The 21,923-nt window shown below is 49.3% G+C and carries 17 protein-coding genes; 8 read left to right on the top strand and 9 right to left on the bottom strand.

Annotated elements, in window-relative coordinates; genetic code table 11:
• The first annotated feature begins 125 nt into the window (after window positions 1-125).
• The 4 genes from ACFQRK_RS14645 (at window position 126) to ACFQRK_RS14630 (ending at window position 3,225) form a co-directional block, all read left to right on the top strand.
• On the top strand, window positions 126-368 hold the full coding sequence (locus ACFQRK_RS14645; protein ID WP_379007948.1) for a ferrous iron transport protein A: 243 nt from the start codon (window positions 126-128) through the stop codon (window positions 366-368).
• 3 nt (window positions 369-371) lie between these two features.
• Window positions 372-2,456: a ferrous iron transport protein B gene (gene feoB / locus ACFQRK_RS14640; protein WP_379007946.1), complete on the top strand. Its 2,085-nt coding sequence runs from the start codon at window positions 372-374 to the stop codon at window positions 2,454-2,456.
• A 1-nt stretch (window position 2,457) separates the two neighbouring features.
• Window positions 2,458-2,628: a FeoB-associated Cys-rich membrane protein gene (locus ACFQRK_RS14635; protein WP_379007944.1), complete on the top strand. Its 171-nt coding sequence runs from the start codon at window positions 2,458-2,460 to the stop codon at window positions 2,626-2,628.
• A gap of 96 nt (window positions 2,629-2,724) precedes the next feature.
• Window positions 2,725-3,225, top strand: coding sequence for a phosphoheptose isomerase (locus ACFQRK_RS14630; RefSeq protein ID WP_379007942.1), 501 nt, complete (start codon window positions 2,725-2,727; stop codon window positions 3,223-3,225).
• Between the two features lie 5 nt (window positions 3,226-3,230).
• Here ACFQRK_RS14630 and ACFQRK_RS14625 read toward each other — a convergent pair whose 3' ends face one another.
• The 6 genes from ACFQRK_RS14625 to ACFQRK_RS14600 form a co-directional block, all read right to left on the bottom strand.
• The gene (locus ACFQRK_RS14625) at window positions 3,231-4,418 is read right to left on the bottom strand and encodes a glycoside hydrolase family 76 protein (RefSeq protein WP_379007939.1); all 1,188 of its coding nucleotides are present in this window, start codon (window positions 4,416-4,418) and stop codon (window positions 3,231-3,233) included.
• Window positions 4,418-6,133 carry a GMC oxidoreductase gene (locus tag ACFQRK_RS14620; protein ID WP_379007937.1) on the bottom strand — a complete coding sequence of 572 codons (1,716 nt, stop codon included), beginning with the start codon at window positions 6,131-6,133 and terminating at the stop codon, window positions 4,418-4,420. The genes ACFQRK_RS14625 and ACFQRK_RS14620 overlap by 1 nt, the downstream gene beginning before the upstream one ends.
• Window positions 6,134-6,166: 33 nt before the next feature.
• The gene (locus ACFQRK_RS14615; RefSeq protein ID WP_379007935.1) at window positions 6,167-6,682 is read right to left on the bottom strand and encodes a gluconate 2-dehydrogenase subunit 3 family protein; all 516 of its coding nucleotides are present in this window, start codon (window positions 6,680-6,682) and stop codon (window positions 6,167-6,169) included.
• Between the two features lie 375 nt (window positions 6,683-7,057).
• Entirely contained in the window at window positions 7,058-7,948 is an 891-nt protein-coding gene (locus ACFQRK_RS14610; protein WP_379007933.1) for a sugar phosphate isomerase/epimerase family protein, read from the bottom strand.
• A gap of 237 nt (window positions 7,949-8,185) precedes the next feature.
• Window positions 8,186-8,377, bottom strand: a complete 192-nt coding sequence (locus ACFQRK_RS14605) for a cold-shock protein (protein ID WP_090627439.1) — start codon at window positions 8,375-8,377, stop codon at window positions 8,186-8,188.
• A 101-nt stretch (window positions 8,378-8,478) separates the two neighbouring features.
• Window positions 8,479-9,945: a sulfatase gene (locus tag ACFQRK_RS14600; protein ID WP_379007930.1), complete on the bottom strand. Its 1,467-nt coding sequence runs from the start codon at window positions 9,943-9,945 to the stop codon at window positions 8,479-8,481.
• Window positions 9,946-10,243: 298 nt separating this feature from the next.
• Here ACFQRK_RS14600 and ACFQRK_RS14595 point away from each other — a divergent pair, with 298 nt between their 5' ends.
• Window positions 10,244-16,282 carry an alpha-2-macroglobulin gene (locus ACFQRK_RS14595; protein ID WP_379007928.1) on the top strand — a complete coding sequence of 2,013 codons (6,039 nt, stop codon included), beginning with the start codon at window positions 10,244-10,246 and terminating at the stop codon, window positions 16,280-16,282.
• Window positions 16,283-16,294: 12 nt separating this feature from the next.
• Window positions 16,295-17,269, top strand: a complete 975-nt coding sequence (locus tag ACFQRK_RS14590; RefSeq protein WP_379007926.1) for a helix-turn-helix transcriptional regulator — start codon at window positions 16,295-16,297, stop codon at window positions 17,267-17,269.
• A 31-nt stretch (window positions 17,270-17,300) separates the two neighbouring features.
• Here ACFQRK_RS14590 and ACFQRK_RS14585 read toward each other — a convergent pair whose 3' ends face one another.
• The gene (locus ACFQRK_RS14585) at window positions 17,301-17,774 is read right to left on the bottom strand and encodes a DinB family protein (protein WP_379007924.1); all 474 of its coding nucleotides are present in this window, start codon (window positions 17,772-17,774) and stop codon (window positions 17,301-17,303) included.
• A gap of 142 nt (window positions 17,775-17,916) precedes the next feature.
• Here ACFQRK_RS14585 and ACFQRK_RS14580 point away from each other — a divergent pair, with 142 nt between their 5' ends.
• A complete protein-coding gene (locus tag ACFQRK_RS14580; RefSeq protein WP_379007922.1) occupies window positions 17,917-19,782 on the top strand; it encodes a DNA topoisomerase IV subunit B in 1,866 nt (621 codons plus the stop codon).
• 10 nt (window positions 19,783-19,792) lie between these two features.
• Window positions 19,793-20,635, top strand: coding sequence for a formyltetrahydrofolate deformylase (gene purU / locus ACFQRK_RS14575; RefSeq protein ID WP_379007920.1), 843 nt, complete (start codon window positions 19,793-19,795; stop codon window positions 20,633-20,635).
• Here purU and ACFQRK_RS14570 read toward each other — a convergent pair.
• Together ACFQRK_RS14570 and ACFQRK_RS14565 are read right to left on the bottom strand one after the other, a co-directional pair.
• Entirely contained in the window at window positions 20,604-20,960 is a 357-nt protein-coding gene (locus ACFQRK_RS14570) for a cupin domain-containing protein (protein ID WP_379007918.1), read from the bottom strand. The genes purU and ACFQRK_RS14570 overlap by 32 nt on opposite strands.
• Window positions 20,960-21,850, bottom strand: a complete 891-nt coding sequence (locus tag ACFQRK_RS14565; protein WP_379007916.1) for a class I SAM-dependent methyltransferase — start codon at window positions 21,848-21,850, stop codon at window positions 20,960-20,962. The genes ACFQRK_RS14570 and ACFQRK_RS14565 overlap by 1 nt, the downstream gene beginning before the upstream one ends.
• Window positions 21,851-21,923 lie beyond the last annotated feature (73 nt).

The following is a 21,923-nucleotide window of genomic DNA, read 5'->3' as shown; positions in this document are numbered from 1 at the left end:
CAAATATACTCAAAAATAAGGCGAATCAAAATCATTCGCTCTTTTACCCTGAGGTTCTTCAAATTTCCCCATTTAGATTCATTTTAAATTAGTACTTTTGGAACTTGATAGTAAATGAGCGAGCAATGTCCCAGCATAAATCCATTAATCAACTGCAAAACGGAGAAACCGCTACAATCGTAGGATACCGGTCGGATGAAGTGCCCATTAAAATCTATGAAATGGGACTATTGCCCGGGGTGACGTTGACCAAGAAGCAACAACTTCCCTTCAATGGCCCGGTATACCTCCGTATCCAAGACAATCCCAATGCGATTGCCTTGCGGAAATCCGAAGCAGATCTTATCATAATCGAATCGTTACTATAGAGCATGACGGAAATCAAAATTGCCTTGGTGGGCAACCCCAATGTTGGAAAATCGACAGTATTCAATCGGCTGACCGGATTGCGGCAGAAGGTAGGCAACTACCCGGGGATCACCGTAGAAAAGAAAACAGGCAGTTTCACTCATCAACATACCCGCTATCATGTCATTGACTTACCCGGTGCGTATGGCATCCACCCATCGTCTTTGGATGAAGAAATCGTTTACGACGTACTGATCGACAAAACGAATCCCAATCATCCGGAGCTGGTCGTGGTGATCGGAGATCCGTTCAATCTGAAACGGGCGGTTTTTCTGTACCAGCAGGTTCGCGAAATGGGATTGCCTGCCCTTTTTGTGGTCAATATGATTGATGAAGCCGAGCGGTCAGGAACATCCATCGACGTGGAAAGACTCGAAAAGGTGTTATCGACAAAAGTGGTGCTCACCGACGCGCGCTCAGGTAAGGGCATCGATCAATTGAAAGATGCGCTGACCTTTAAGCCCAATGGGTATGCCCCTTCATTTGTAATCCCGGAAGAATTTACCGCCGCCACTCAATATGTGAAGGAACATACCGGACCGTCCAATGCGTATATCGCCTGGCTGTACTTGTCACAGAAACAGAATAAACACCTAACAGACAACCAGGTTAACGAAATAAGGAACGCGCGGCAGACACACGGCCTAAACTATCACCGTCTCCAGATCCAGGAAACCCTGGCTAGACACACGTCGCTCGAGAAACAACTGGCCGGCGTTGTCAAAGACCCCGCAAAGAAAAAGCAGTATGCAACCGAGCGCGCAGATCACCTGCTTACTCATCCGATTTGGGGGTACGTGATCTTTTTCGCATTGCTGCTGTTGATTTTCCAGGCCATATATACCTGGTCAGGACCCTTTATGGACGCCATAGACAATGCCTTTGCATGGCTGGCTTCCAGCGCAGGCGAATGGTTGCCGGCAGGTCCGATCAACGGACTGATTACCGACGGCATCATTGCAGGTATCGGAGGCATCGTTATTTTCATTCCGCAGATTGCTATTCTCTTTGTCTTTATCTCGTTGATGGAAGAATCGGGGTATATGAGCCGTGTAGTATACCTCATGGACCGTTGGCTCCGTCCTTTCGGGCTCAGCGGCAAGAGCGCGGTTCCGTTAATGTCGGGCGCAGCCTGTGCCATTCCGGCCGTGATGTCTGCAAGAACCATTGAAAACGACAAAGAGCGACTGATTACAATCTTAGTGACGCCTTTCATGACGTGTTCCGCCCGCTTACCGATCTACATTGTCATCATCGGATTGGTCATTCCGCAGCAAAAGGTAATCGGTCTCGACTTGCAGGGGCTGGTTTTATTCGGTATGTATGCATTGGGTATTGTAGCCGCTTTAGGAAGCGCATGGGTACTTAAACAACTGATGAAATCGAAGTACAAAAGCTACCTGATTTTGGAAATGCCCACTTATAAATATCCCGTAGTACGTAACGTGTTGCTAAATGTATGGGATAAAACCAAAGGGTTCGTACTCGGTGCAGGGAAAATCATTCTTGCCATCAGCATCATACTCTGGGTGTTGGGCTCGTTTGGCGTAAGCGAACGATTTACGAATGCCGAAGAAATTGTGCGGGCTGAAAATCCGGGCATCGATGAAACCGCGTTTGAAAACGAAGTGCAATCCCAGAAACTTGAATATTCCTTCCTGGGCACTATTGGCCGCGTGATTGAACCTGTAATTGAACCGCTGGGCTACGATTGGAAGATGGGTATCGGATTGGTTTCTTCGTTTGCTGCCCGTGAAGTTTTCGTGAGTACCATGGCTACAGTGTATAGTTTGGGCGGTACAGACGATGAGCTGACCATCCGTGAACGCATGGCCGCAGAAATTAATCCCAATACCGGCAAACCGGCATATAATTTCGCCTCGGGCATATCGCTGCTTCTGTTTTACGCGTTTGCTATGCAATGCATGAGTACCATAGCGATTGTCAGAAAAGAAACAAATTCCTGGAAATGGACGCTTATTCAGCTGGCATTTATGACCGGTTTTGCGTATATTGCCGCTTTAGTGGCCTACCAACTGTTGAAGTAATATGGATGCAATTACCATTCAGTACATCGTTATAGGTGCGCTCTTCTTGATCGCCGCTGCATTTTTGATCAGGCGGACCCGTCGGTCGTTCGGGAACAAGGGCGGTTGTTCGAAGGGCTGCGGATGTGAGTTTACCGAAACCAGCATGAGCTACCGCTCCAAAAAAGCCTGAGTAGCCTACCATGGCCGGCTTCATCGCCTTAAAGGGCAGTTTTGTTAATGAAAAACCAAAAAAAGCAATATATTAGCCGCTTTAAAAGATAAGCCAATGACTTACCAAGTAAAGGAAGAATTATTCAAAGAGATAGAGGGAATTCTGACCAACCAGGGATTCCAGGTGGTAAAACAAGACCAAACCCGTCCCTGGGGTGGCTTTTTTGTGATCGAGGAATCTCAGGCACAACAGTTTGCGAACACCTATTTTAACGGACTGGATGTGCAGGAGCTTAAGATATCCGGAAAGCTCAGCCCAAAAATCCTTGTCGTCGCACCTGGAAAACGTCTTTCCTGGCAATACCATCATCGCCGTGCTGAAATCTGGCAGGTAGTGCGTGGCGTGGTAGGTGTGGTAACCAGCGATACCGATGAAGAACACGAATTGCAGATTTTGAATCCCGGAGATGTGATTCGTCTCAACCAAGGCGAGCGTCACCGCTTGGTAGGGCTCGATGAATGGGGCGTGCTCGCCGAAATCTGGCAGCATACCGATGCGGAAAATCCGTCGGATGAAGATGATATCGTAAGGGTGCAGGATGATTTCGGAAGATAGCGACGCTACCGAAGGTTATTAATCCTACCTATCCGGGCGTACATTTCGACTACCGCAGCTTGATCGAGTAACCATTTACGGGATCCGTGTTTAACACCCTTCCAGTCTTGGCCGAACAGTCCATCCGCTGATCTAGCGTGTTTCCAGGCATAATCGAGGCTCGCCGAAAATGCGTCCAGATAGGATCTGTTGCCGTCTACGCCGAAAAGTTCCACATACCCCCGGAGCATCACGGCAATGAACCAATTGTTGCTTCGCTTTAACAATCGGTACGATTTTCCATCCGTATCTGTAAAATCTTCGAAAAAGAAGTGGTACCCGCTTTCCGCCATTCGCTGGGCATCGGAAAGGTAATCCGGATTTCCTGTGATGCGGTATAGCAGTACAGCTGCCTGCAGCATTTGTCCGCTGTTGTATGGATACTTACGTTTATTGATCTTACCATCAAGGTTCACATGGTCCCAATACAGGCCATCGTCTGGATCTTGCAGCCACTTCTTTGTCCAAGCATACCATTCCTTGCCTTGCTCAAGATACACGCTGTCAGTGGTTGCCTCAAACAAACGCAACCCGAAAACGGCAGCAGGGGCATTGGAGCAGGTGTTTTTCGATTCCTTTTTCTGCTCACACCAGTAAACGCCGCCACCTAATAAGGCGTCCTGGCCACTGGTCACAAATGCCCAAATTTCTTTCGCTTTATCGAGGTATTCAGGACGGCCGGTGCAGAGGTATAGTTCGGTAAAATCGATCCCTAACCAGATGTTGTCGTCATAAAACCGGTCCGAATGCCCATTTGAACGGATATAGGACGCATAGCCCGCGGGCTTCCGGCTATCGTCGTAATATTCCTGCAATCCGGGCAGTATCTGGTTATCGATCCAATGGAGATAAGCCGTATCACCCGTACTGTTCAAAAGTGCGGTAGCGGCGGAAAGTGTTCCGGAAAACGGCCATAAATAGGCGTAGGGATTTGTCGACGAACTTCCTCCGTCTGCCAAATAATCTGCTTGGTACGTATCGTCATAGGGATAATTTTCGCGAAGCAAAGCGGTTTTGCTTGCTGAATACTTCGCATAAATCGTATCAAATACAACCTTTGCACGACGGAGCTGAACATTATCAACAGCGCCGTGTTCCTGACCGATCCCTTGTATCGGTAGAAGTAGGATTACCAGAATCGCACATATACGCATTATAGATTTCCCTTTTTCATTTCATCCATCGCGTAATTCGCCGCTCTTGCGGTAAATGCCATGTATGTCAGTGTCGGATTCTGCGTGGATGTGGAAGTCATGCAGGCCCCGTCCGTGACGAACACATTCTGGCAGGCGTGCAACTGGTGCCATTTATTCAATAGGGATGTCTTCGGATCGTGTCCCATACGCACCCCACCCATTTCATGAATATCATTGCCCGGTCTCCGGTTGTCATCGCGGGTCTGAATATTGGTAAAACCCGCCCTTTCGTACATTTCGGTCATTTGCTCGTAGTAATCTTGCCGCATCTTCCGATCGTTTTCGTCATAATCAATCGAAATACGCAACAAAGGCACACCCCAAGCATCTTTTTGTTCGGTATCCAAGCTTACGAAATTTTCCTCTTTGGGTATGGTCTCTGCCATCATATGCGAATGCACACGCCACGGCCCGAGTTCCGCATTCAGTATACCGTCTTTTAACGCGGTACCTACACCCGACGTATCGCGTATTTCTGAACGGCTTGCCCCAAAACCGGCAGCCCAGCCACGCAGGAAATCCGTTTCCTGCCGATATACATTACGGAAGCGTGGAATGTACCCGCCGCCGGCCGGATTACGTCCATCGGTACGATATTGCCGCAAGCCATCATATTCGGCCCCAATGGTAGCTGTATAGTTGTGGAATGCCACATATTTACCCATCAGGTCGTTATCGTTGCCTAACCCTTGCGGAAACCGGTTGGAAATGGAATTGAGCAAGATCAGATTCGTATTCAACGTCGAAGCGTTTACAAAAATGACCCTGGCGAAAAACTCCATTTCTTCTTTGGTGTTTGCATCAATTACTTTAACGCCCGTTGCTTTGCCTTTGGTTTCATCATAGATAATGGAATGCACCACCGAATGCGGCCGCAACGTGAGGTTACCCGTTTTCTGCGCCCAAGGGATGGTTACGGCATTGGCACTGTAATAGCCGCCGAAGGGGCATCCTCGTCGGCAAAGGATGCGATTCTGGCACTGCACCCGCCCCTGTTGGAGATGGATTGGATTAGGTTTTGAAATGTGTGCGCATCGTGCGCTGATCACATGGCGGTTTTTATAGTGTTGTCTGACCGACTTGCTGAAATGATCTTCCACAGCATTGAGTGGATAGCCCGGCAGGTGGTCTCCATCCGGCAATTCGGGAATCCCATCGTTGTTGCCGGATACGCCAATGAAACGCTCGACGTAACTGTACCAGGGATCGATATCTTTATACCGGATGGGCCAGTCCACCGAAAACCCGTCGCGCGCAGGCCCTTCAAAATCGAAATTACTCCATCGCTGCACCTGCCGAGCCCACAGTAATGATTTTCCGCCCACTTGATAACCCCGTATCCAATCAAAATCCTTCACCTGGATATACGGATGCTCGTCGTCTTTTACAAAGAAATGCGCTGAATCTTCCTTGTAGTTATAGCAACGGTTTGCAATGGGATTTTTCTGCCTGTCTTCGTACGGCATTTCCAGTCGGTGTTCAAATTCGTAGGGATACATGTTGGTGGTGGGATAATCCTTCACGTGTTCCACATTGCGCCCACGTTCCAACAGCAAGGTCTTTAGTCCTTTTTCCGTAAATTCTTTGGCCGCCCAACTGCCACTGGCACCCGAGCCGATCACAATGGCATCAAATGTTCGTTCCTTAATACTATCTATTGCCAGGTTTGCCATAAATGTATCGTCGTTTGTTTAGTTTCTGTGTCATTATACCGGGGCATAACCATTATACCGGCCCGGTATGAGTTCATATTTCACCAAGTTGGTCATGACGTACTGGGAATTCAAATACCCCTGTATAGCCCGGCGTTTGGTAGTCGAGAAAAATTGCTTTAAATCTTCGTCTACGTTGTCGTCGATTTTACTGAGCAATGCTGTGCGACGATCCGCATCAGCAACAGTAAATTCGGCACCCAGTTCTTTCCGAGACCAACTTGAGAATGCTGACAACCCTTTTGTAAACTGTTCTTGTTCTTCAGGGGTATGGCAATCATCGACCATCTTTAAAACAAAAAGATGCAACAATAATTCCTTGCCTCCGGGCGTATCGGTGGCGGGGATAAGTGTCTCGGTCAATTCGGCCAGCAATTGTTCATCGCTCTCGGTGATCGAGAGATTCGTCAGATCAATACTGGCCTTTCCAGATTCCCGGAAACAGGCCGGAAGTACCAACGTACCTCCGGCGATGTATAAGAGTGTGCGAAGCGCGGCCCTGCGGTTCATCGTCATTGTGTCTGATTTTAATCTCCAATATTACGAAAACTATTTATCAATGTAAAGTTACAACCGGCAGGTTACGGCAATGGGTTTGGAGCAGCTGGATGGTTCCGTTGGGCCATTCAACGCCAGCAGTAGTCACCTACAGGTTGTTCCCGGGCATGTACAACGATCTACCAGGGCCAATCCCACATAGAAAAGGTGGATAATAGGTGGAAGATACGTGGACAATAGGTGGGAAGTACGTGGCATTATCCGGTGTTCGCTCCCAATATAGAAGCATACGATTTCGCGCTGAATCCCATTCCTCCAATCGCAGCAGTACTTCCTCAGGCTTTTTTAATAAAACCTCATCTTTCTCTCATGGGGCTTAGCCTATGTTTATTTTCTTCCGATGCCCGCCTTTAGTTTATTAAAAAGTGCCAGTTGCTCTTTCATACCAGCGACTCTGTCAGGGACTTCGTGACTAGCTTCAAGCAGTATCCAGCCATTGTAATTGATTCCGGCAAATAAATTGAACAGTTCCTGATGGGGATAATTATCAATATTAAATCCGCGTACATGGACGGTATCACCTATCCATTTCTTCACCATGTTAAAGTTCTCTTCAAGCCCAGGTGCCGATAAATCCTGCATATTACTGTTCCAGCATATCTTCACATTGGGTTCCGTCACCTGATCGAAGATCGCTTTCATATTTGTAAGCTCAGCTGTTATGGGGCCGTGGACTTCAACCCGGATCAATTGTCCGTAATCCTGCGCAAATTTTCCTACCTCGTCAAGCGATGCCGCGATCTGGGCAATTGTCTTCTCGCGGGGAACCTCCGCGGGCAACGTATTGGGCTTTACCTTGATGCCCGTAGCGCCGATGTCCTTGCAAAGCTTGATGTATTCTTTGGTCTGCGCTATATTTTCACGCAGTTTAGCGGGATCAGGGCTATGGTATTCAAAATTAGATCCGTAGCCCACACAGGTTACGGGGCTATCGGCAAAGCGCTTCTTCACTTCTGCACGCTGAGCGGCATTCAGATTGGTTTCGACGCCGTGCGCATGCTGGGTGCGAAGTTCCACGCCCAAAAGGCCGGTTTTTTCGCAATTGGCGATCAAGGTAGGGAGGTCCCAGTCTTTTCCCCATTGGTAGGTAACTAAACCAAAACGCATACCGCGCTTTTTCATCATGGCCCAGAGGGAAGCTGGATCCATGACGGACATGCCGACACCTGCCAGTAAACTTCTTTGTATGAAACGACGCCTGGATAAATGAGTTTCCATAATCAATAAGATTTAAAATCAGCTAGTATACTTCTTAGATCGAATGCAGTGCCATTCTTCCAAGATGCCACAATAGTATCAAATCAAAATCATAATGTAGCGTATTCATCCAATAAAATATACGCAAACGTTACCGGAACGATTTCTCGATGACTGACTGCGTTTGTTAGCAAATACAAACTAAAAAAGCTGCCTTAAAGGGCAGCTTCAATGAAAACCAATTCAATTGACTTTCTTTTAGATGAGCTTTACGTTCACCGCATTGGGGCCTTTTTTGCCCTTCGCGATCTCGAAAGACACGTCGTCTTTCTCGCGGATTTGGTCAATCAGACCCGATACGTGTACGAAAACATCCTCACCGCCACCAATCGGAGTGATGAAGCCGAAACCCTTGGTCTCATTGAAGAATTTTACTACGCCTTCTTGCATTGTGGTATAAAAATAAATTAAATAATAGCGAAGCTACGCATTATTTATGCCAAAACAGCTTATGGATATAAAAATTCTTTTAATGTATTCAGCAGGTTGTGCTAATGCGGTCCTTTGTTGGCCGTATCCGTCGCTCGATTGTCAGAGCCCGGCATTACGCCGCGAATCCGATCCGCAGGTAAAGGTTTGCCGGTTTCCCGATCAAACCAATCAGCCGTAAGACGATCGGGTGTCGAATCATCAGTTTCTTTCCGCCAACGCTCCATAATCATGCGATGTTGTTCCAATTCGTCCACATACCGGGGAAGCGCAGCAATATTAATTAATTGATCCGGATCCGACCGATAGTCATACAGCTCCTCCCGCGGACGGGGTGTCACAAATACATCCGCCTGAGCGGCTGTAAGGACACCCGCATTCTTTGCTTCTGCTAGCTCAATAAAAGAAGGACTGCCGACCGCATCTGCTGGTCCTTGGTTAGCCAATCCGGGGCGCATATTCACCACGTACAGAAAATCGCGGGTCCGGACCATTCGCTCCAATGCTTCGTAGTCGTGCCAATTATGCTCCGCGAAAACATACTCACGGACTTCCAGATCGGGCTGATTGAAAATCCCTGAAAAAGATACTCCCTGAAAACTCTCGCCTATGTCTACATCCGCCAGTTTCAAGAGAGTGGGCGCAATATCAATCGTACTCAGCAAACTTTCGCTTACAGCGCCTCGGTATGAAATCCCCGCCGGCCATTTCACAACAAACGGGGTTTTCACACCACTGTCATATAGCCGCGTCTTGGCGCGTGGAAAGGGGCTCCCATTGTCCGAAAGGACGATAATGATTGTATTATCCGAAACCCCTTGCCGCTCCAATTCTGCTTCTACCTGGCCTATGGAGCGATCGAATCGACTGATTTCATCATAATAAGCCGCTAAGTCCGATCTAGTTAAGTCTGAATCGACCAGATAAGGAGGAACGGCGACTTGATCGGGCGTATGCCTGCCACTCAGGTCGTTCGGACCCCATGGCCGATGGGCATCATATGAAGCAAACCACATTAAAAAAGGCGCATCTTTGGGGCGGTCCCGCAAGGTTTTCACCCAAAGCGCCTCTCCTCCATCCCCGTTCAATTTATTATGCTCCTGTACCAAATTAAATCCTCTTTTTGCAGGTTCCCCCATGTGCCATTTGCCTGCGTGGGCAGTATAGTAACCCGCAGTATGCAACAACTCGGCAAACGTGGGGATAGCTGCAGGCAATGGTGTATGCAGTTCTGCTGCCCCGGTATTGTGCGGATACCGCCCTGATAAAATACTGCACCGACTGGGACTGCATGAGCTCGTGGTGACATAGGCATTGGTAAAACGTATGCCTTCCGCCGCCATACGATCGATGTGTGGCGTCTGAACAAATGGGTTACCATAACAGCCGATGTCGTTTGCCCCGATGTCATCTGCCAGAAAAAGGATGATGTTTGGACGCTGGGATTGCCCCAAACCTTTCATATCCATCCCTAATAAACCGAGGAGCAACAGTCCTATTCTAAATGTAATCATGTGATTGAATGCCATATCCGTAACGTTACGTAGCTTAATGCTCTTTGGAACCGGTCTCCGCATCCAGATCCCATAAACATCATTAACCGTACGGTAAAACGTATACTAATTAATAGAAAAAAACCCACAATTTATACTATCTATGAGCATGAATTATGCGTTTTCTCTGCTTGACGTGATAAAGTTGGAAAAAGGATATGGAATTTCTCTTCCTGTAGCATCCGTGTGGCACAATGCGTCCTTGTTCTGTGTAGTGGACGCAATTTTAGTTAAGTTTGCACAGGCACATCACAAGACATTAATTTCTATCAGCATGATTCGCAGCATTTTTTCCTTTGTTTTGGTTTTTACCGTCACGACTACCATGGCACAAAAATTACCTCCGTTGTCTTCCTTCGAAAAAGAATGGCAACAGATAAATTCCCTCGTCGAAAAAGGACGGCCACAGTCGGCGGCCGAAATTGCCAAGAAAATATTGGCGTCCGCGCAACAACAAGCAGATGGCCCGAATGCCATCAAAGCGCAACTCTTTTTGATGGGCGTGGATGAAACCATACAAAGTGATGCTACGACGCAGAATATTTTGACGATTGACTCGCTTATTCAGACAAGTCAAGGCGCGGAAAAATCGCTATGGCAAAGTATCAATGGCGAATTGTACTGGCGATATTACCAGCATAACCGATGGACGATACTGAATCGGACCCCATTGGCTGGAGATCCGCCCGCTGATATCGCCACGTGGGATGCCGCCACCTTAATCCGCAAAGCGAGTGAGCTGTATCAAGCTTCTATTCTGGATCGTGAAGCGCTGCAAAAGATTCCGGTAGCACGTTATGCACCCATCCTGAGTGCAGGAGAAAACACCCGCCACTTGCGGCCTACGCTATACGACTTCCTTGCTTTCCGTGCCCTCGAATTCTTCCAAAACGATGAAAAGGACGTAATTAAACCGGCCTATCAATTCCAGATTGACGGGACCCTGTGGTTTGAACCTGCGGATCGGCTGGCTGACGTGAAGGTAAATCCGGCTCATCCGGAGGCTCTGCATTTCCGCGCGCTGCACACCTATCAGCAGCTACTGGCTTTTCATCTCCACGACCCCAAGCCGGACGCTTTGATTGATGCAGACCTTCAACGGCTCGCGTTTGTGCATCGATATTCCGTGCATCCCGAAAAAGATAGTTTGTATCTACATGCCTTACACGCTTTGGAAAAGTTGTATCCAGATGCACCTGCAAGCGCACAGGTTACCTACCAGATTATCCAGTTCTTGTACGACCACCAGTCGACCGATCCAACGAAAAAAACGGACCTTCCCGCGCTAAAAAACCGGCTGGATGCCCTTGTTGCACGCTTTCCGGACACCGAAGGGGCTGCAAACGCTTCGCGCTTGGCACAACAGCTCACCGATCCATCGCTCGCCCTGCAGACCGAAGAAGTGGTACTGCCGGAAGAGAACAGCAAGGCGCTGATTACCTACCGGAATGTATCCAAGGTATATATCCGACTGTATACTAATGCTTTGCAAATAAATCCACAGCAAAATCGGCTAACGGATGAGCAACGTGCCCAACTACTCCAGACAAAACCCATCCGGTCGTGGCAACAAGCACTGCCATCGGCAGAAGACCTTTATGAGCACCGTGCAGAATTAAAGATCGATCCCTTACCGGTGGGATCCTATATACTAGTTGCATCAGCAACATCGGATTTTCAGCTTACTAAAAACATTGTTCATGCCACACCTTTTCAGGTGTCAACCGTCAGTGTGGCGGGTTACGACACCAAAGATGGCCGATGGCTATTTGCATTGCACCGTAAATCGGGGATGCCATTGCGCGGGGCGACCGTTAGTTATTGGGGCAACCAATGGGATGGTCGAAAAAGGGAGTATAAATACACGAAATTGCGCCAAACCAAAACGGATGAGGATGGCAAAACGCTAATCGATTTTTCCGAAATAAGCCGCATGAGCGTTGTCCACCACGGAGATTCCTTACAGCTGCCCAGCTATTACTATTCGTTCCACAAGGGTGATAAACAACCCGACACCAGCAATCGTCTCTTTTTCTTTACGGATCGCTCCCTTTACCGGCCGGGTCAAACCATCCATTTTAAGGGCATTCTGGTGCAACAGAACCTTAAAAACAAAACCAATCGGGTACTACCGAATGAACAAACCAAAGTAACGCTGTATGATGCAAATAATCAGGAGGTAACGTCAATCGAATTGACTTCCAACGAGTACGGTTCGTTCTCCGGCACATTCACCGCCCCAGACGGTGGCCTTACTGGCCAGATGCGGCTGGGCAATGACTTGGGGGCCGCTTACTTTTCCGTCGAGGAATATAAACGGCCGAAGTTCCGGGTGCGGTTTGACTCACTGAAGATGAATGTGGCTCTCAATGAAGAGGTGACGATCAAGGGCAATGCGCAGGCTTATGCTGGAAATAACATCGATGGCGCGGAAGTCCGCTACCGCGTGGTGAGACGTGCCCGCTTTCCGTATTTCTGGGCATTTTACCGTTGGGGACAACCTCATTCACCGGAGATGGAAGTCGCCAATGGGACCCTTACTACCGATGCAGACGGCACGTTCGAGGTATCCTTTCAGACCCTGCCTGATAAACAACTCAATCCGGATTCCTGGCCGGTATTTACCTATACGGTTTACGCAGATGTTACTGATATCAACGGTGAGACGCAAAGCGGATCGCAGGATGTCAATGCGGGCTATCGTTCGTTGCAGATCACGGCATCGATCGAGGAACACATTAATTTAACGCAACCGCAGAAGTTGATCGTCAGCACCCAAAACCTCGACGGTGTCGCTACGCCTACGGACGTATCCATATCCGTCCGCCCGCTGCGTTTTCCGGGAAAACTTTACCGGAAACGGCTGTGGGAAAAACCCGACCAGTATCTCCTGTCGGAGACGGAATTCCGGGCAGCATTCCCGGACGACGAATATGCGGATGAATCGGACTACCTCCAATGGCCCCAAGAGAACGCTGTCTGGAACACCTCCATCAATACAGCGACCACCAACGAGGTGGCCCTGCCAGCCGGTCTCTGGAAACACGAGGGGTGGCACCTGATTGAGCTGAAAACAACAGATCCACAAGGCAACGAAATCATCGACAAAAAATATACCTACGCCGTTGATGTCACCGCAAAAACAAGACCGCAGAAGCCCTTTCTCGTATACGCCGATAAAACGTCGCTGGAGCCGGATCAGTCGTTAGATATGGTGATTAAAACCGGGGCCGATAGCACCTATGTCTTGGAAACCAACACCGACATCAACCCTGAATTTACCGCATTTACTGAATGGCGGCGGATCGAGCGGCATCTGACCGAGAAAGACCGAGGAGGCCTCGAGTTCTCCTGGTTGTATGTACATAACAACCGGGTGTATCAGACCTCCCAACGCATTACAGTTCCCTGGTCCAACCGGGATCTCCAATTGGAATGGGCCACCCACCGGGATAAATTGCTTCCGGGTGAGACCGAAGAATGGCATTTGACGATCAAGGGGAATAAAAAAGAGGCCGTTGCCGCAGAGCTGCTGGCAGGTCTTTACGATGCATCCCTGGATGCACTTAAGGCTCATAATTGGCAATGGGATCGTTTCCTGGACGATTACTCGATTTACGGCTATTGGAATGCCCATCAAGGATTTGAGCGATCCACCGGAAGCAACTGGCTTAGCAATCTACAGGAACGGAATGTTCTCTCATTTGTGAAACGATACGATGCCCTGGATGGGCTGACCCGGTTGATCTATCCGGAGGACAAGCAATTCATGATCCGCGGCCTTGCTGGCCGTTTTGGGGGGGTGGCCGCCCCGCAGGCGCGTGCACGCAACGCCGATGCCGTTATGGAAGAAATGGTTGTGGTTGGTTACGGAACGCAGGAAAAGCAAAGTTTAACGGGATCGGTGACCGCAGTCTCCGAATCCGCCCAGGACGCAGCTGGAGAACCGGGAATGGAAGAGGCCGAAATAACCCCGCCCTTACGAACCAACCTGCAAGAGACCGCATTCTTCCTTCCGCATCTCCAAACGGACGCCGAGGGCAATGTGACCTTCAAATTTACACTGCCCGAAGCACTCACCGAATGGAAGTTCATGGCGCTCGCACATACCACCGATTGGAAAACGGGATACTTGCAAGGCCAAATAAAAACACAGAAAGACCTGATGGTCATGCCAAACCTGCCGCGCTTTTTGCGTCAGGGGGATAATATCCGCATCAGCAGTAAAATAAGCAACATCAGTACGGGCGACTTACAGGGAGTGGCGAACCTGCAACTGCTGGATGCGGAGACGCTCCAGCCTGTGGCTGGTTTCGGAGACAAGCCGGTCGAACGGAAATTTACCGCCGGCGCCAATCAAAGTACCACGGTCGACTGGGTGATCCATGTCCCCGACAATCATTTTGCGCCGATCGTGGTCCGTATCACCGCCAAAGCGGGCAACTTCACCGATGGGGAGGAAAATACACTGCCCGTCATTACCAACCGGATGCTGGTAACTGAAACGCTGCCGCTCCCCGTACGGGGCAATGAAACCAAAACATTTACTCTCGAAAAGTTGACTGAACAATCAAGCAACACGTTGGTAAACCACGCGTTGACCGTCGAGTTTACTGGAAATCCGGCCTGGTATGCCGTACAGGCATTGCCCTACCTGATGGAATACCCCTATGAATGTGCCGAACAGGTATTCAACCGCTTTTATGCGAATGCCCTGGCTGCGCACATCGTGGGGCAATCGCCCAAAGTGAAAGCCATCTTTGACCAATGGGCAACCGGCGACACTGCGGCATTGCTGTCCAACTTGGAGAAAAATCAGGAACTGAAGGCAGCATTATTGGAAGAAACGCCCTGGGTGATGGAAGCCAAGAATGAATCCGAACAAAAACACCGGATTGCCAAATTATTTGAAAGTCATAAGCTCGCCCAGGGATTGCAACAGAACCTAGCCAAACTGGCCGAGATGCAACAGCCCGAAGGCAGCTTCCCTTGGTTCCATGGTATGATGAGCAACCGATACATCACGCAATACATTGCTACCGGTATCGCGCGCCTACGCCATCTGGGCATTGAGGCCGCCTCCTCAGAGGCAGCAACGCAGATATTGACCAGGGCGATGGGCTATCTTGATCAGCAGATTAAAGAAGACTACGATGCCTTGCTGAAAAACAAAGCGAAACTGGACGATCAACACATCAGTTACCCACAAGTTCAATATCTTTATTTACGTAGCTTTCTCGACCACCCGCTTCCTGAGGAAAGCCAAACGGCATACACGTACTATTTCTCACAAGCCACATCGTTCTGGTCCAAATTCAACCCGTATCTAAAAGGTCAGATCGCGCTTGCATTGCACCGGGGGAATAATCGCACCGACGCCCATGAAATTATGGTCTCTCTCCGCGAGACCGCCATCCGGAACGACGAGATAGGTATGTATTGGAAATCCATGCCCCGTGGCTATTGGTGGTACGAAGCACCGATTGAAGCGCAAGCGCTGCTGATTGAAGCCTTTACGGAAGTGGCCGACGATGCCCAAACGGTGGACGACCTCAAGGTATGGTTGATCAAACAAAAACAAACCCAATATTGGAATACGACAAAAGCCACCTCCGACGCCATCTATGCCTTACTCCTGCGCGGCAGCGATTGGTTGGTTAACGAGCCTACCGTAACCATCGCACTGGGTGGCGAAACGATTCGCTCTACCGAGATAAAAACCGAGGCGGGGACGGGGTATTTCAAAAAACGTTACGAGGGAGACGCGGTCACGGCCGACATGGGTAACATCTCCGTCAATGTGGACCAAACTCAAAATGAAGGCGTTGCATGGGGCGCCGTATATTGGCAATACTTTGAGGACCTCGATAAAATTACCGGATCGGAAACACCGCTTAATTTGCGCAAGCAGCTTTTTATCCAGCGAAACACCAGCAACGGACCGGTATTGGAGGAGATTACGGCCGCTAATCCGCTGAAAGTGGGCGACAAGGTAACTGTCCGTATCGAACTGCGCGTAGACCGGGATATGGAATATGTGCACCTGAAAGATATGCGGGCAGCCTGTTTTGAACCTATCAACGTACTGAGCGGCTACCGTTACCAAGGTGGGTTGGGTTACTATGAGAGCACGCGCGACGTGGCAACTAACTTCTTTTTCGACCACTTGCGTAAAGGGACTTATGTGTTTGAATACCCAGTATTTGTATCACAGGCAGGCGATTTTTCAAATGGCATCAGTACCATCCAGTGCATGTATGCGCCGGAATTCAGCAGCCATAGCAAAGGAATCCGGGTCGAGGTTAAAGAGTAAATAAACAGCGCAATGGCCGTAGATACTGCGAAACGATTCGATCGAATTGTTAACATATACATCCAGTTGCAGTCCAAACGTATTGTAAAAGCGCAGGAACTCGCCGACCGATTCGGCGTGAGCCTGCGCACCATTTACCGTGACATCCGTAGCCTGGAGCAAGCGGGCGTACCTATTTTCGGTGAAGCGGGGTCGGGATACAGCATCGTAGATGGATACCGCTTGCCACCGGTCTTGTTTACGAAGGAGGAGGCGTTGAGCTTCGTCGGCGCCCAAAAGCTGATGGGAAAATTTATGGACCGCAAGCTGCAAGAGCATTACGAAGCGGCGCTATATAAAATCAAAGCGGTGCTGCGGATGACTGAAAAGGACTGGCTGACCAATATTGAGTCTAAAATTGTCATGGCCAAACCCGGTTATGAGATTTTCAACGCCAACGTCCCTCATGCCTTAAGTACGCTTTTTGAAAGCATCGCTCAACGGATGAAGGTAGTTCTTGCTTACAAGGGCCTACGTGACGAAGCGCCTCAACAACGGGTAATTGAGCCGGTAGGAATGTTTCACGAAATGAACTATTGGTACATCTATGCGTATTGTCATACACGCCACGCCTATCGGCAGTTCCGTGCCGACCGCATTGCCCAGCTGCGGCTGCTAGACGAGCCGTTTGCGCATGAGCATCCGCCATTAGGCCAATTCATGGAGGAACGGGAGCTCGCCCGCAATCAAACTCCCAAAACAAAGGTCCGCATCCGCGTAATGAAAGACCTAGCAAGCTACCTGAAATGGCAGCGTGGTTACCACGGTTTTGTATCCGAACGCGATTGCGGCCCCTATGTAGAAATGGATTTCGAAACGCAGGACGCTCACGACGAGTTTCCCCGCTGGCTGCTTATGTTTGCCGATCGTATGCAGGTTGTCGAACCGGAAAGCCTGCGCCAACGCATCGCTGAAATCCTGAAAGCCGCGGCCGCCAACTTTAACTGAGCCGCGGCCGCTACCGTCTATTTACCGCTCCTTATCGCTCCCAGAAAAATGGGGGTTGGATGCCTAATGCACGGAGATATACATACCCCTGTGCACGATGGTGAATTTCATTATCGATGAAATACAGGATGTTCTCAATGATCGGGAAATTGAACTGGCCGAAGAGGTTGAACGTTTCGTGAAAGTCCGTCTCCGGAATCTGGTTGAAAAGCGCATCAATACGCGGTGTGGCTTCATCCCACCGACGCAACAACGCTTCCTTCGTGGTAATATCGGGCTGATTTTCTTCGTAAGCGCTTTCCGCACGGCTTACGATGCCCTCTAAACCTGGCACGGCGATGGACAGCATCTCTTTTGCCAAATCGGCGAACGGTCGCATCTCGCCTACCGAAAAAGCAAACAATTTGTCTTCAGGAAATACCTCAATTACCCGGCGGGTCAGTCTTCGGTGCCCCTGCCAATGATTTAATAACTCCGCTTTGCTCAAAATTTGTGTAGTGCTCATAACATGATGTTTTTGATCCATACCACAAAGAACCCACCCGTAGATGACAACAGTTTGTCAGCACGTCATCAAGAAAATCAACAAAATTCCGTATAATTGCGTGACTTTATACGGTAGACATCAACGACTCGTATTGTAAGAAATGACCACATATAACGAAGATAGTATCCGATCGCTCGACTGGAAAGAACACATCCGCTTACGTCCGGGAATGTACATTGGCAAACTGGGCGATGGCTCTGCCTATGACGATGGCATTTACGTACTGCTGAAGGAAGTGGTGGACAACTCCATAGACGAGTTTGTAATGGGCGCCGGAAAAACCATCGAAATCACCGTAAATGAACAAAAGGTATCCGTGCGTGATTATGGCCGCGGAATTCCGATTGGTTCTGTGGTAGACGTGGTCTCCAAGATCAATACCGGCGGAAAATACGATAGCAAAGCTTTTCAGAAATCCGTCGGCCTTAATGGGGTGGGTACGAAAGCAGTGAACGCACTTTCGACCTCTTTCACGGTGCAGTCATACCGCGATGGCAAGACGCGTATCGCCGAATTCAGTAAAGGCGAACTGGTAAAGGATGAAGAAAAAACGACCACACAACGGAACGGCACAGCTGTGACGTTTTATCCGGATGACAGCATTTTCCGCCATTATCATTACCGGTTGGAGTTTGTGGAAAACATGATCTGGAATTATGTGTTTCTCAATTCGGGCCTGACCATCAATTTTAACGGGCAGAAATTTGTTTCGGAGAATGGCCTTAAAGATCTTCTGGAACGTAATATTGACGCTGAATCGATGCGCTATCCCATCATTCATTTGAAGGGGGATGACATCGAGGTGGCCATTACCCATGGCCAGCAATACGGCGAGGAGTATTACTCGTTTGTGAATGGCCAGCACACCACCCAGGGGGGCACGCATCAGGCAGCATTCCGGGAGGCGGTGGTTAAAACCGTACGTGAGTTTTATAAAAAGGACTTCGATGCCTCCGATATCCGTGCTTCGATTATCGGAGCAATCGCGATCAAAGTACAGGAGCCGGTCTTTGAGTCTCAAACCAAGACCAAATTAGGATCCCAGAATATCGGACCGGAAGGCCCCACGGTACGGACATTTATCAACGATTTTGTAAAGAAAGCCCTTGACGATTACCTGCACAAATATCCGGATACCGCCGACGCCCTGCAGAAACGCATCCTACAATCCGAGCGGGAACGCAAGGACATTGCAGGCATAAAAAAACTGGCCAACGAACGAGCAAAGAAAGCCTCGTTACATAACCGAAAGCTGCGCGACTGCAAAATCCATTACGGGGAAAACCATGAATTGGCGCAGCAAACCACCTTATTCATCACCGAAGGGGATTCCGCCAGCGGCTCCATCACCAAGTCGCGGGACGTCCAGACACAGGCCGTATTCAGCTTGAAGGGCAAGCCCTTGAATGCTTTCGGCCTCACCAAAAAAGTGGTGTATGAAAATGAGGAATTCAATCTGTTGCAGCACGCACTCAACATTGAAGACGGACTCGATGGATTGCGGTACAACAACATTGTTATCGCTACCGATGCCGACGTCGACGGGATGCACATCCGGCTGCTGCTCATGACGTTCTTCCTCCAATTCTTCCCGGACCTGGTCAAAGCCGGTCATGTATCGATCTTACAGACGCCTTTATTCCGGGTTCGCAACAAAAAAGAAACCATTTACTGCTACAGCGATGAGGAACGCCAACGGGCCATCCTTAAGTTGGGAAACAAACCGGAAATTACCCGATTCAAAGGGCTTGGGGAAATCTCGCCGGAAGAATTTGGTTTGTTCATCGGCAAAGACATGCGGCTCGACCCCGTCATTCTCTCGAAAGACCAAAAAATCATCCAGCTATTGGAGTACTACATGGGCAAGAATACACCGGATAGACAAAAACACATCGTCAATAACCTACGCATCGAAGTAGACATTGCCGAAGAACCGAAATTAGCAGAAGAGGAGCTCGTAGCCTGACGACAAGCAAATGACAAACCAGACCCTTATCCTTATTCAATGCCGTGACGCGGTTGGCTTGGTGGCCACCATTTCGAATACCGTTGCAAATCATAACCTTAACATCGTCACCATGCGGGAATATGTCGATGAAGCGGCCAACCGCTTTTATGTACGCATCGTATGTGCCGGTAAAGCGGAAGATAGCGACCGGCTCACGGCTGACCTTACCGTTGCACTGCCCGACGGAGCGACCGTCGTGGTAAATCCACCCCAACAAAAACGGCTGGCCATCCTGGTGACGAAAGAACATCACTGCCTGGGCGACATCATCGTCCGCCACTTTTTCAACACGCTGGATGCGGAAGTCTGCTGCGTCGTGGGCAATTACGATACGTTACGTGGCTTTACCGAGCGATTCGACATTCCGTTCCACTACATCAGTCACGAGGGCAAGTCAAAAGAACAGTTTGAAATCGAACTGGCAGCAACAATTGATGGGTATCAGCCCGACTATTTGGTCCTTGCCAAATTCATGCGCATTCTTTCTCCGGATTTTGTTGGCCGTTATCCGGGGCAGATCGTTAACATTCATCACTCATTCCTCCCCGCTTTCGTCGGTGCCAATCCTTATAAACAGGCGCATGCCCGGGGTGTCAAACTGATCGGCGCAACGGCGCATTTCGTGACCGACGAGCTGGACCAAGGTCCGATCATCGCGCAGGATATTAAACCAGTGAACCATAGTTTTACCGTAAGAGATATGGTCAAAGCAGGAAAAGAGGTGGAAAAATCGGTGCTTACCAAGGCACTGAGAATGGTGATAGAAGATCGGGTAATCATTACCGGGAACCGGACCGTGGTGTTTGAATAGGAAGAAAATCCTCCTGGGCCGGGGTAAACGAATCGATCAGCACCCCTTTTTCCAAACATAAGCACCCATGGAGAATATCAGGCGGAATCAAGCAGGTGTCCCCGGATTCTACTATAACCGTCCGGTCCCCGATTGTGTATTCGAAACGCCCCGCTGCCACGTAGCTGATTTGCGTGTGGGGGTGTTTGTGCTGCATGCCGATACTTCCGGTTTCAAAGCGTACTTTGACTACCATCAGTGCATCGGAATAAGACATCACCTTACGGCTTACGCCCCCACCCAGCGCGTCCCATCCGATTTCGCTATCGTGTGCGAACAAATCCATTAAAATTTTCTGAATTTTCCGAAAACCCCCAGCGGCAGTTTGCTTCCCGCGGCAGCTTGCAAATAAAGCTCCCCTGTTTCCAGATTCCGGACATCCGGCATTGCCGATCTAACCAGGTTTTCGACGATTACGGAAGAAAAACCCAACGAATAGGTATTGAGAATCAAGAAGTGTTCCCTTGGATCCAACAACTGCACCACATCGCGCATCATCTCCCCTATGTGGTCTTCCAGTTTCCACTTCTCTCCTTTTGGTCCATGCCCATACGCCGGCGGATCAAGGATAATTCCTTGGTAGCGATTTCCCCGCTTGAGTTCGCGTCTGACAAATTTAAGCGCGTCTTCCACTACCCAGCGGATATCGGCAAGTCCCGACAATTCTTGATTTTCATTGGCCCAGGTAACCACCTGCTTAATGGAATCCACATGCGTGACATCGGCACCTGCCGCCCTCGCAACCAACGAAGCACCGCCCGTATAGGCAAAAAGATTTAACACTTTGGGTTGTTTCACTGAAAACGACTTGATCGTCTGCGAGATGTAATCCCAATTCACGGCTTGCTCGGGAAACACTCCTACATGTTTAAACGACGTAAGCCCCAAGCGGAACTGAATGGATACGTCGGGATTGCGGTAGGCGACCTGCCAACGGTCGGGTAGCCTGGCGTTCTTTTTTATCCAATCCCCGCTGGTCGCAGAACGCCCGCGGAAACGGATATCGTGTCGTTTGCCCCACTCCGACTCGGACAGCCCCTTCGGCCATACCGCCTGTGGTTCGGGGCGGATGAGTACCACCTTTCCAAAACGTTCCAGTTTTTCGAAATCTCCGCAGTCGATGAGCTCGTAATCTTCCCAGTGCTGAGGGGTAAGTAGTTGAATACCGTTTACCAAATTGACTTACTTTTATTGCGGCAAAGATAGGAGATATAGACAGCTTCACCCAGTGAATGCCAAAAGATTTCAT

Origin of the sequence: Parapedobacter sp. GCM10030251, assembly GCF_042666505.1 — a bacterium.
In the GTDB taxonomy this organism is placed as follows: domain Bacteria; phylum Bacteroidota; class Bacteroidia; order Sphingobacteriales; family Sphingobacteriaceae; genus Parapedobacter.
This window is presented reverse-complemented; position numbering and strand designations above follow the sequence as displayed.

Bases quoted from the DNA above. Each gene is read 5' to 3' on its own strand.
- ACFQRK_RS14645 (WP_379007948.1), top strand. From the start codon at position 126: ATGTCCCAGCATAAATCCATTAATCAACTGCAAAACGGAGAAACCGCT.
- feoB (WP_379007946.1), top strand. From the start codon at position 372: ATGACGGAAATCAAAATTGCCTTGGTGGGCAACCCCAATGTTGGAAAA.
- ACFQRK_RS14635 (WP_379007944.1), top strand. From the start codon at position 2,458: ATGGATGCAATTACCATTCAGTACATCGTTATAGGTGCGCTCTTCTTG.
- ACFQRK_RS14630 (WP_379007942.1), top strand. From the start codon at position 2,725: ATGACTTACCAAGTAAAGGAAGAATTATTCAAAGAGATAGAGGGAATT.
- ACFQRK_RS14625 (WP_379007939.1), bottom strand. From the start codon at position 4,418: ATGCGTATATGTGCGATTCTGGTAATCCTACTTCTACCGATACAAGGG.
- ACFQRK_RS14620 (WP_379007937.1), bottom strand. From the start codon at position 6,133: ATGGCAAACCTGGCAATAGATAGTATTAAGGAACGAACATTTGATGCC.
- ACFQRK_RS14615 (WP_379007935.1), bottom strand. From the start codon at position 6,682: ATGAACCGCAGGGCCGCGCTTCGCACACTCTTATACATCGCCGGAGGT.
- ACFQRK_RS14610 (WP_379007933.1), bottom strand. From the start codon at position 7,948: ATGGAAACTCATTTATCCAGGCGTCGTTTCATACAAAGAAGTTTACTG.
- ACFQRK_RS14605 (WP_090627439.1), bottom strand. From the start codon at position 8,377: ATGCAAGAAGGCGTAGTAAAATTCTTCAATGAGACCAAGGGTTTCGGC.
- ACFQRK_RS14600 (WP_379007930.1), bottom strand. From the start codon at position 9,945: ATGGCATTCAATCACATGATTACATTTAGAATAGGACTGTTGCTCCTC.
- ACFQRK_RS14595 (WP_379007928.1), top strand. From the start codon at position 10,244: ATGATTCGCAGCATTTTTTCCTTTGTTTTGGTTTTTACCGTCACGACT.
- ACFQRK_RS14590 (WP_379007926.1), top strand. From the start codon at position 16,295: ATGGCCGTAGATACTGCGAAACGATTCGATCGAATTGTTAACATATAC.
- ACFQRK_RS14585 (WP_379007924.1), bottom strand. From the start codon at position 17,774: ATGAGCACTACACAAATTTTGAGCAAAGCGGAGTTATTAAATCATTGG.
- ACFQRK_RS14580 (WP_379007922.1), top strand. From the start codon at position 17,917: ATGACCACATATAACGAAGATAGTATCCGATCGCTCGACTGGAAAGAA.
- purU (WP_379007920.1), top strand. From the start codon at position 19,793: ATGACAAACCAGACCCTTATCCTTATTCAATGCCGTGACGCGGTTGGC.
- ACFQRK_RS14570 (WP_379007918.1), bottom strand. From the start codon at position 20,960: ATGGATTTGTTCGCACACGATAGCGAAATCGGATGGGACGCGCTGGGT.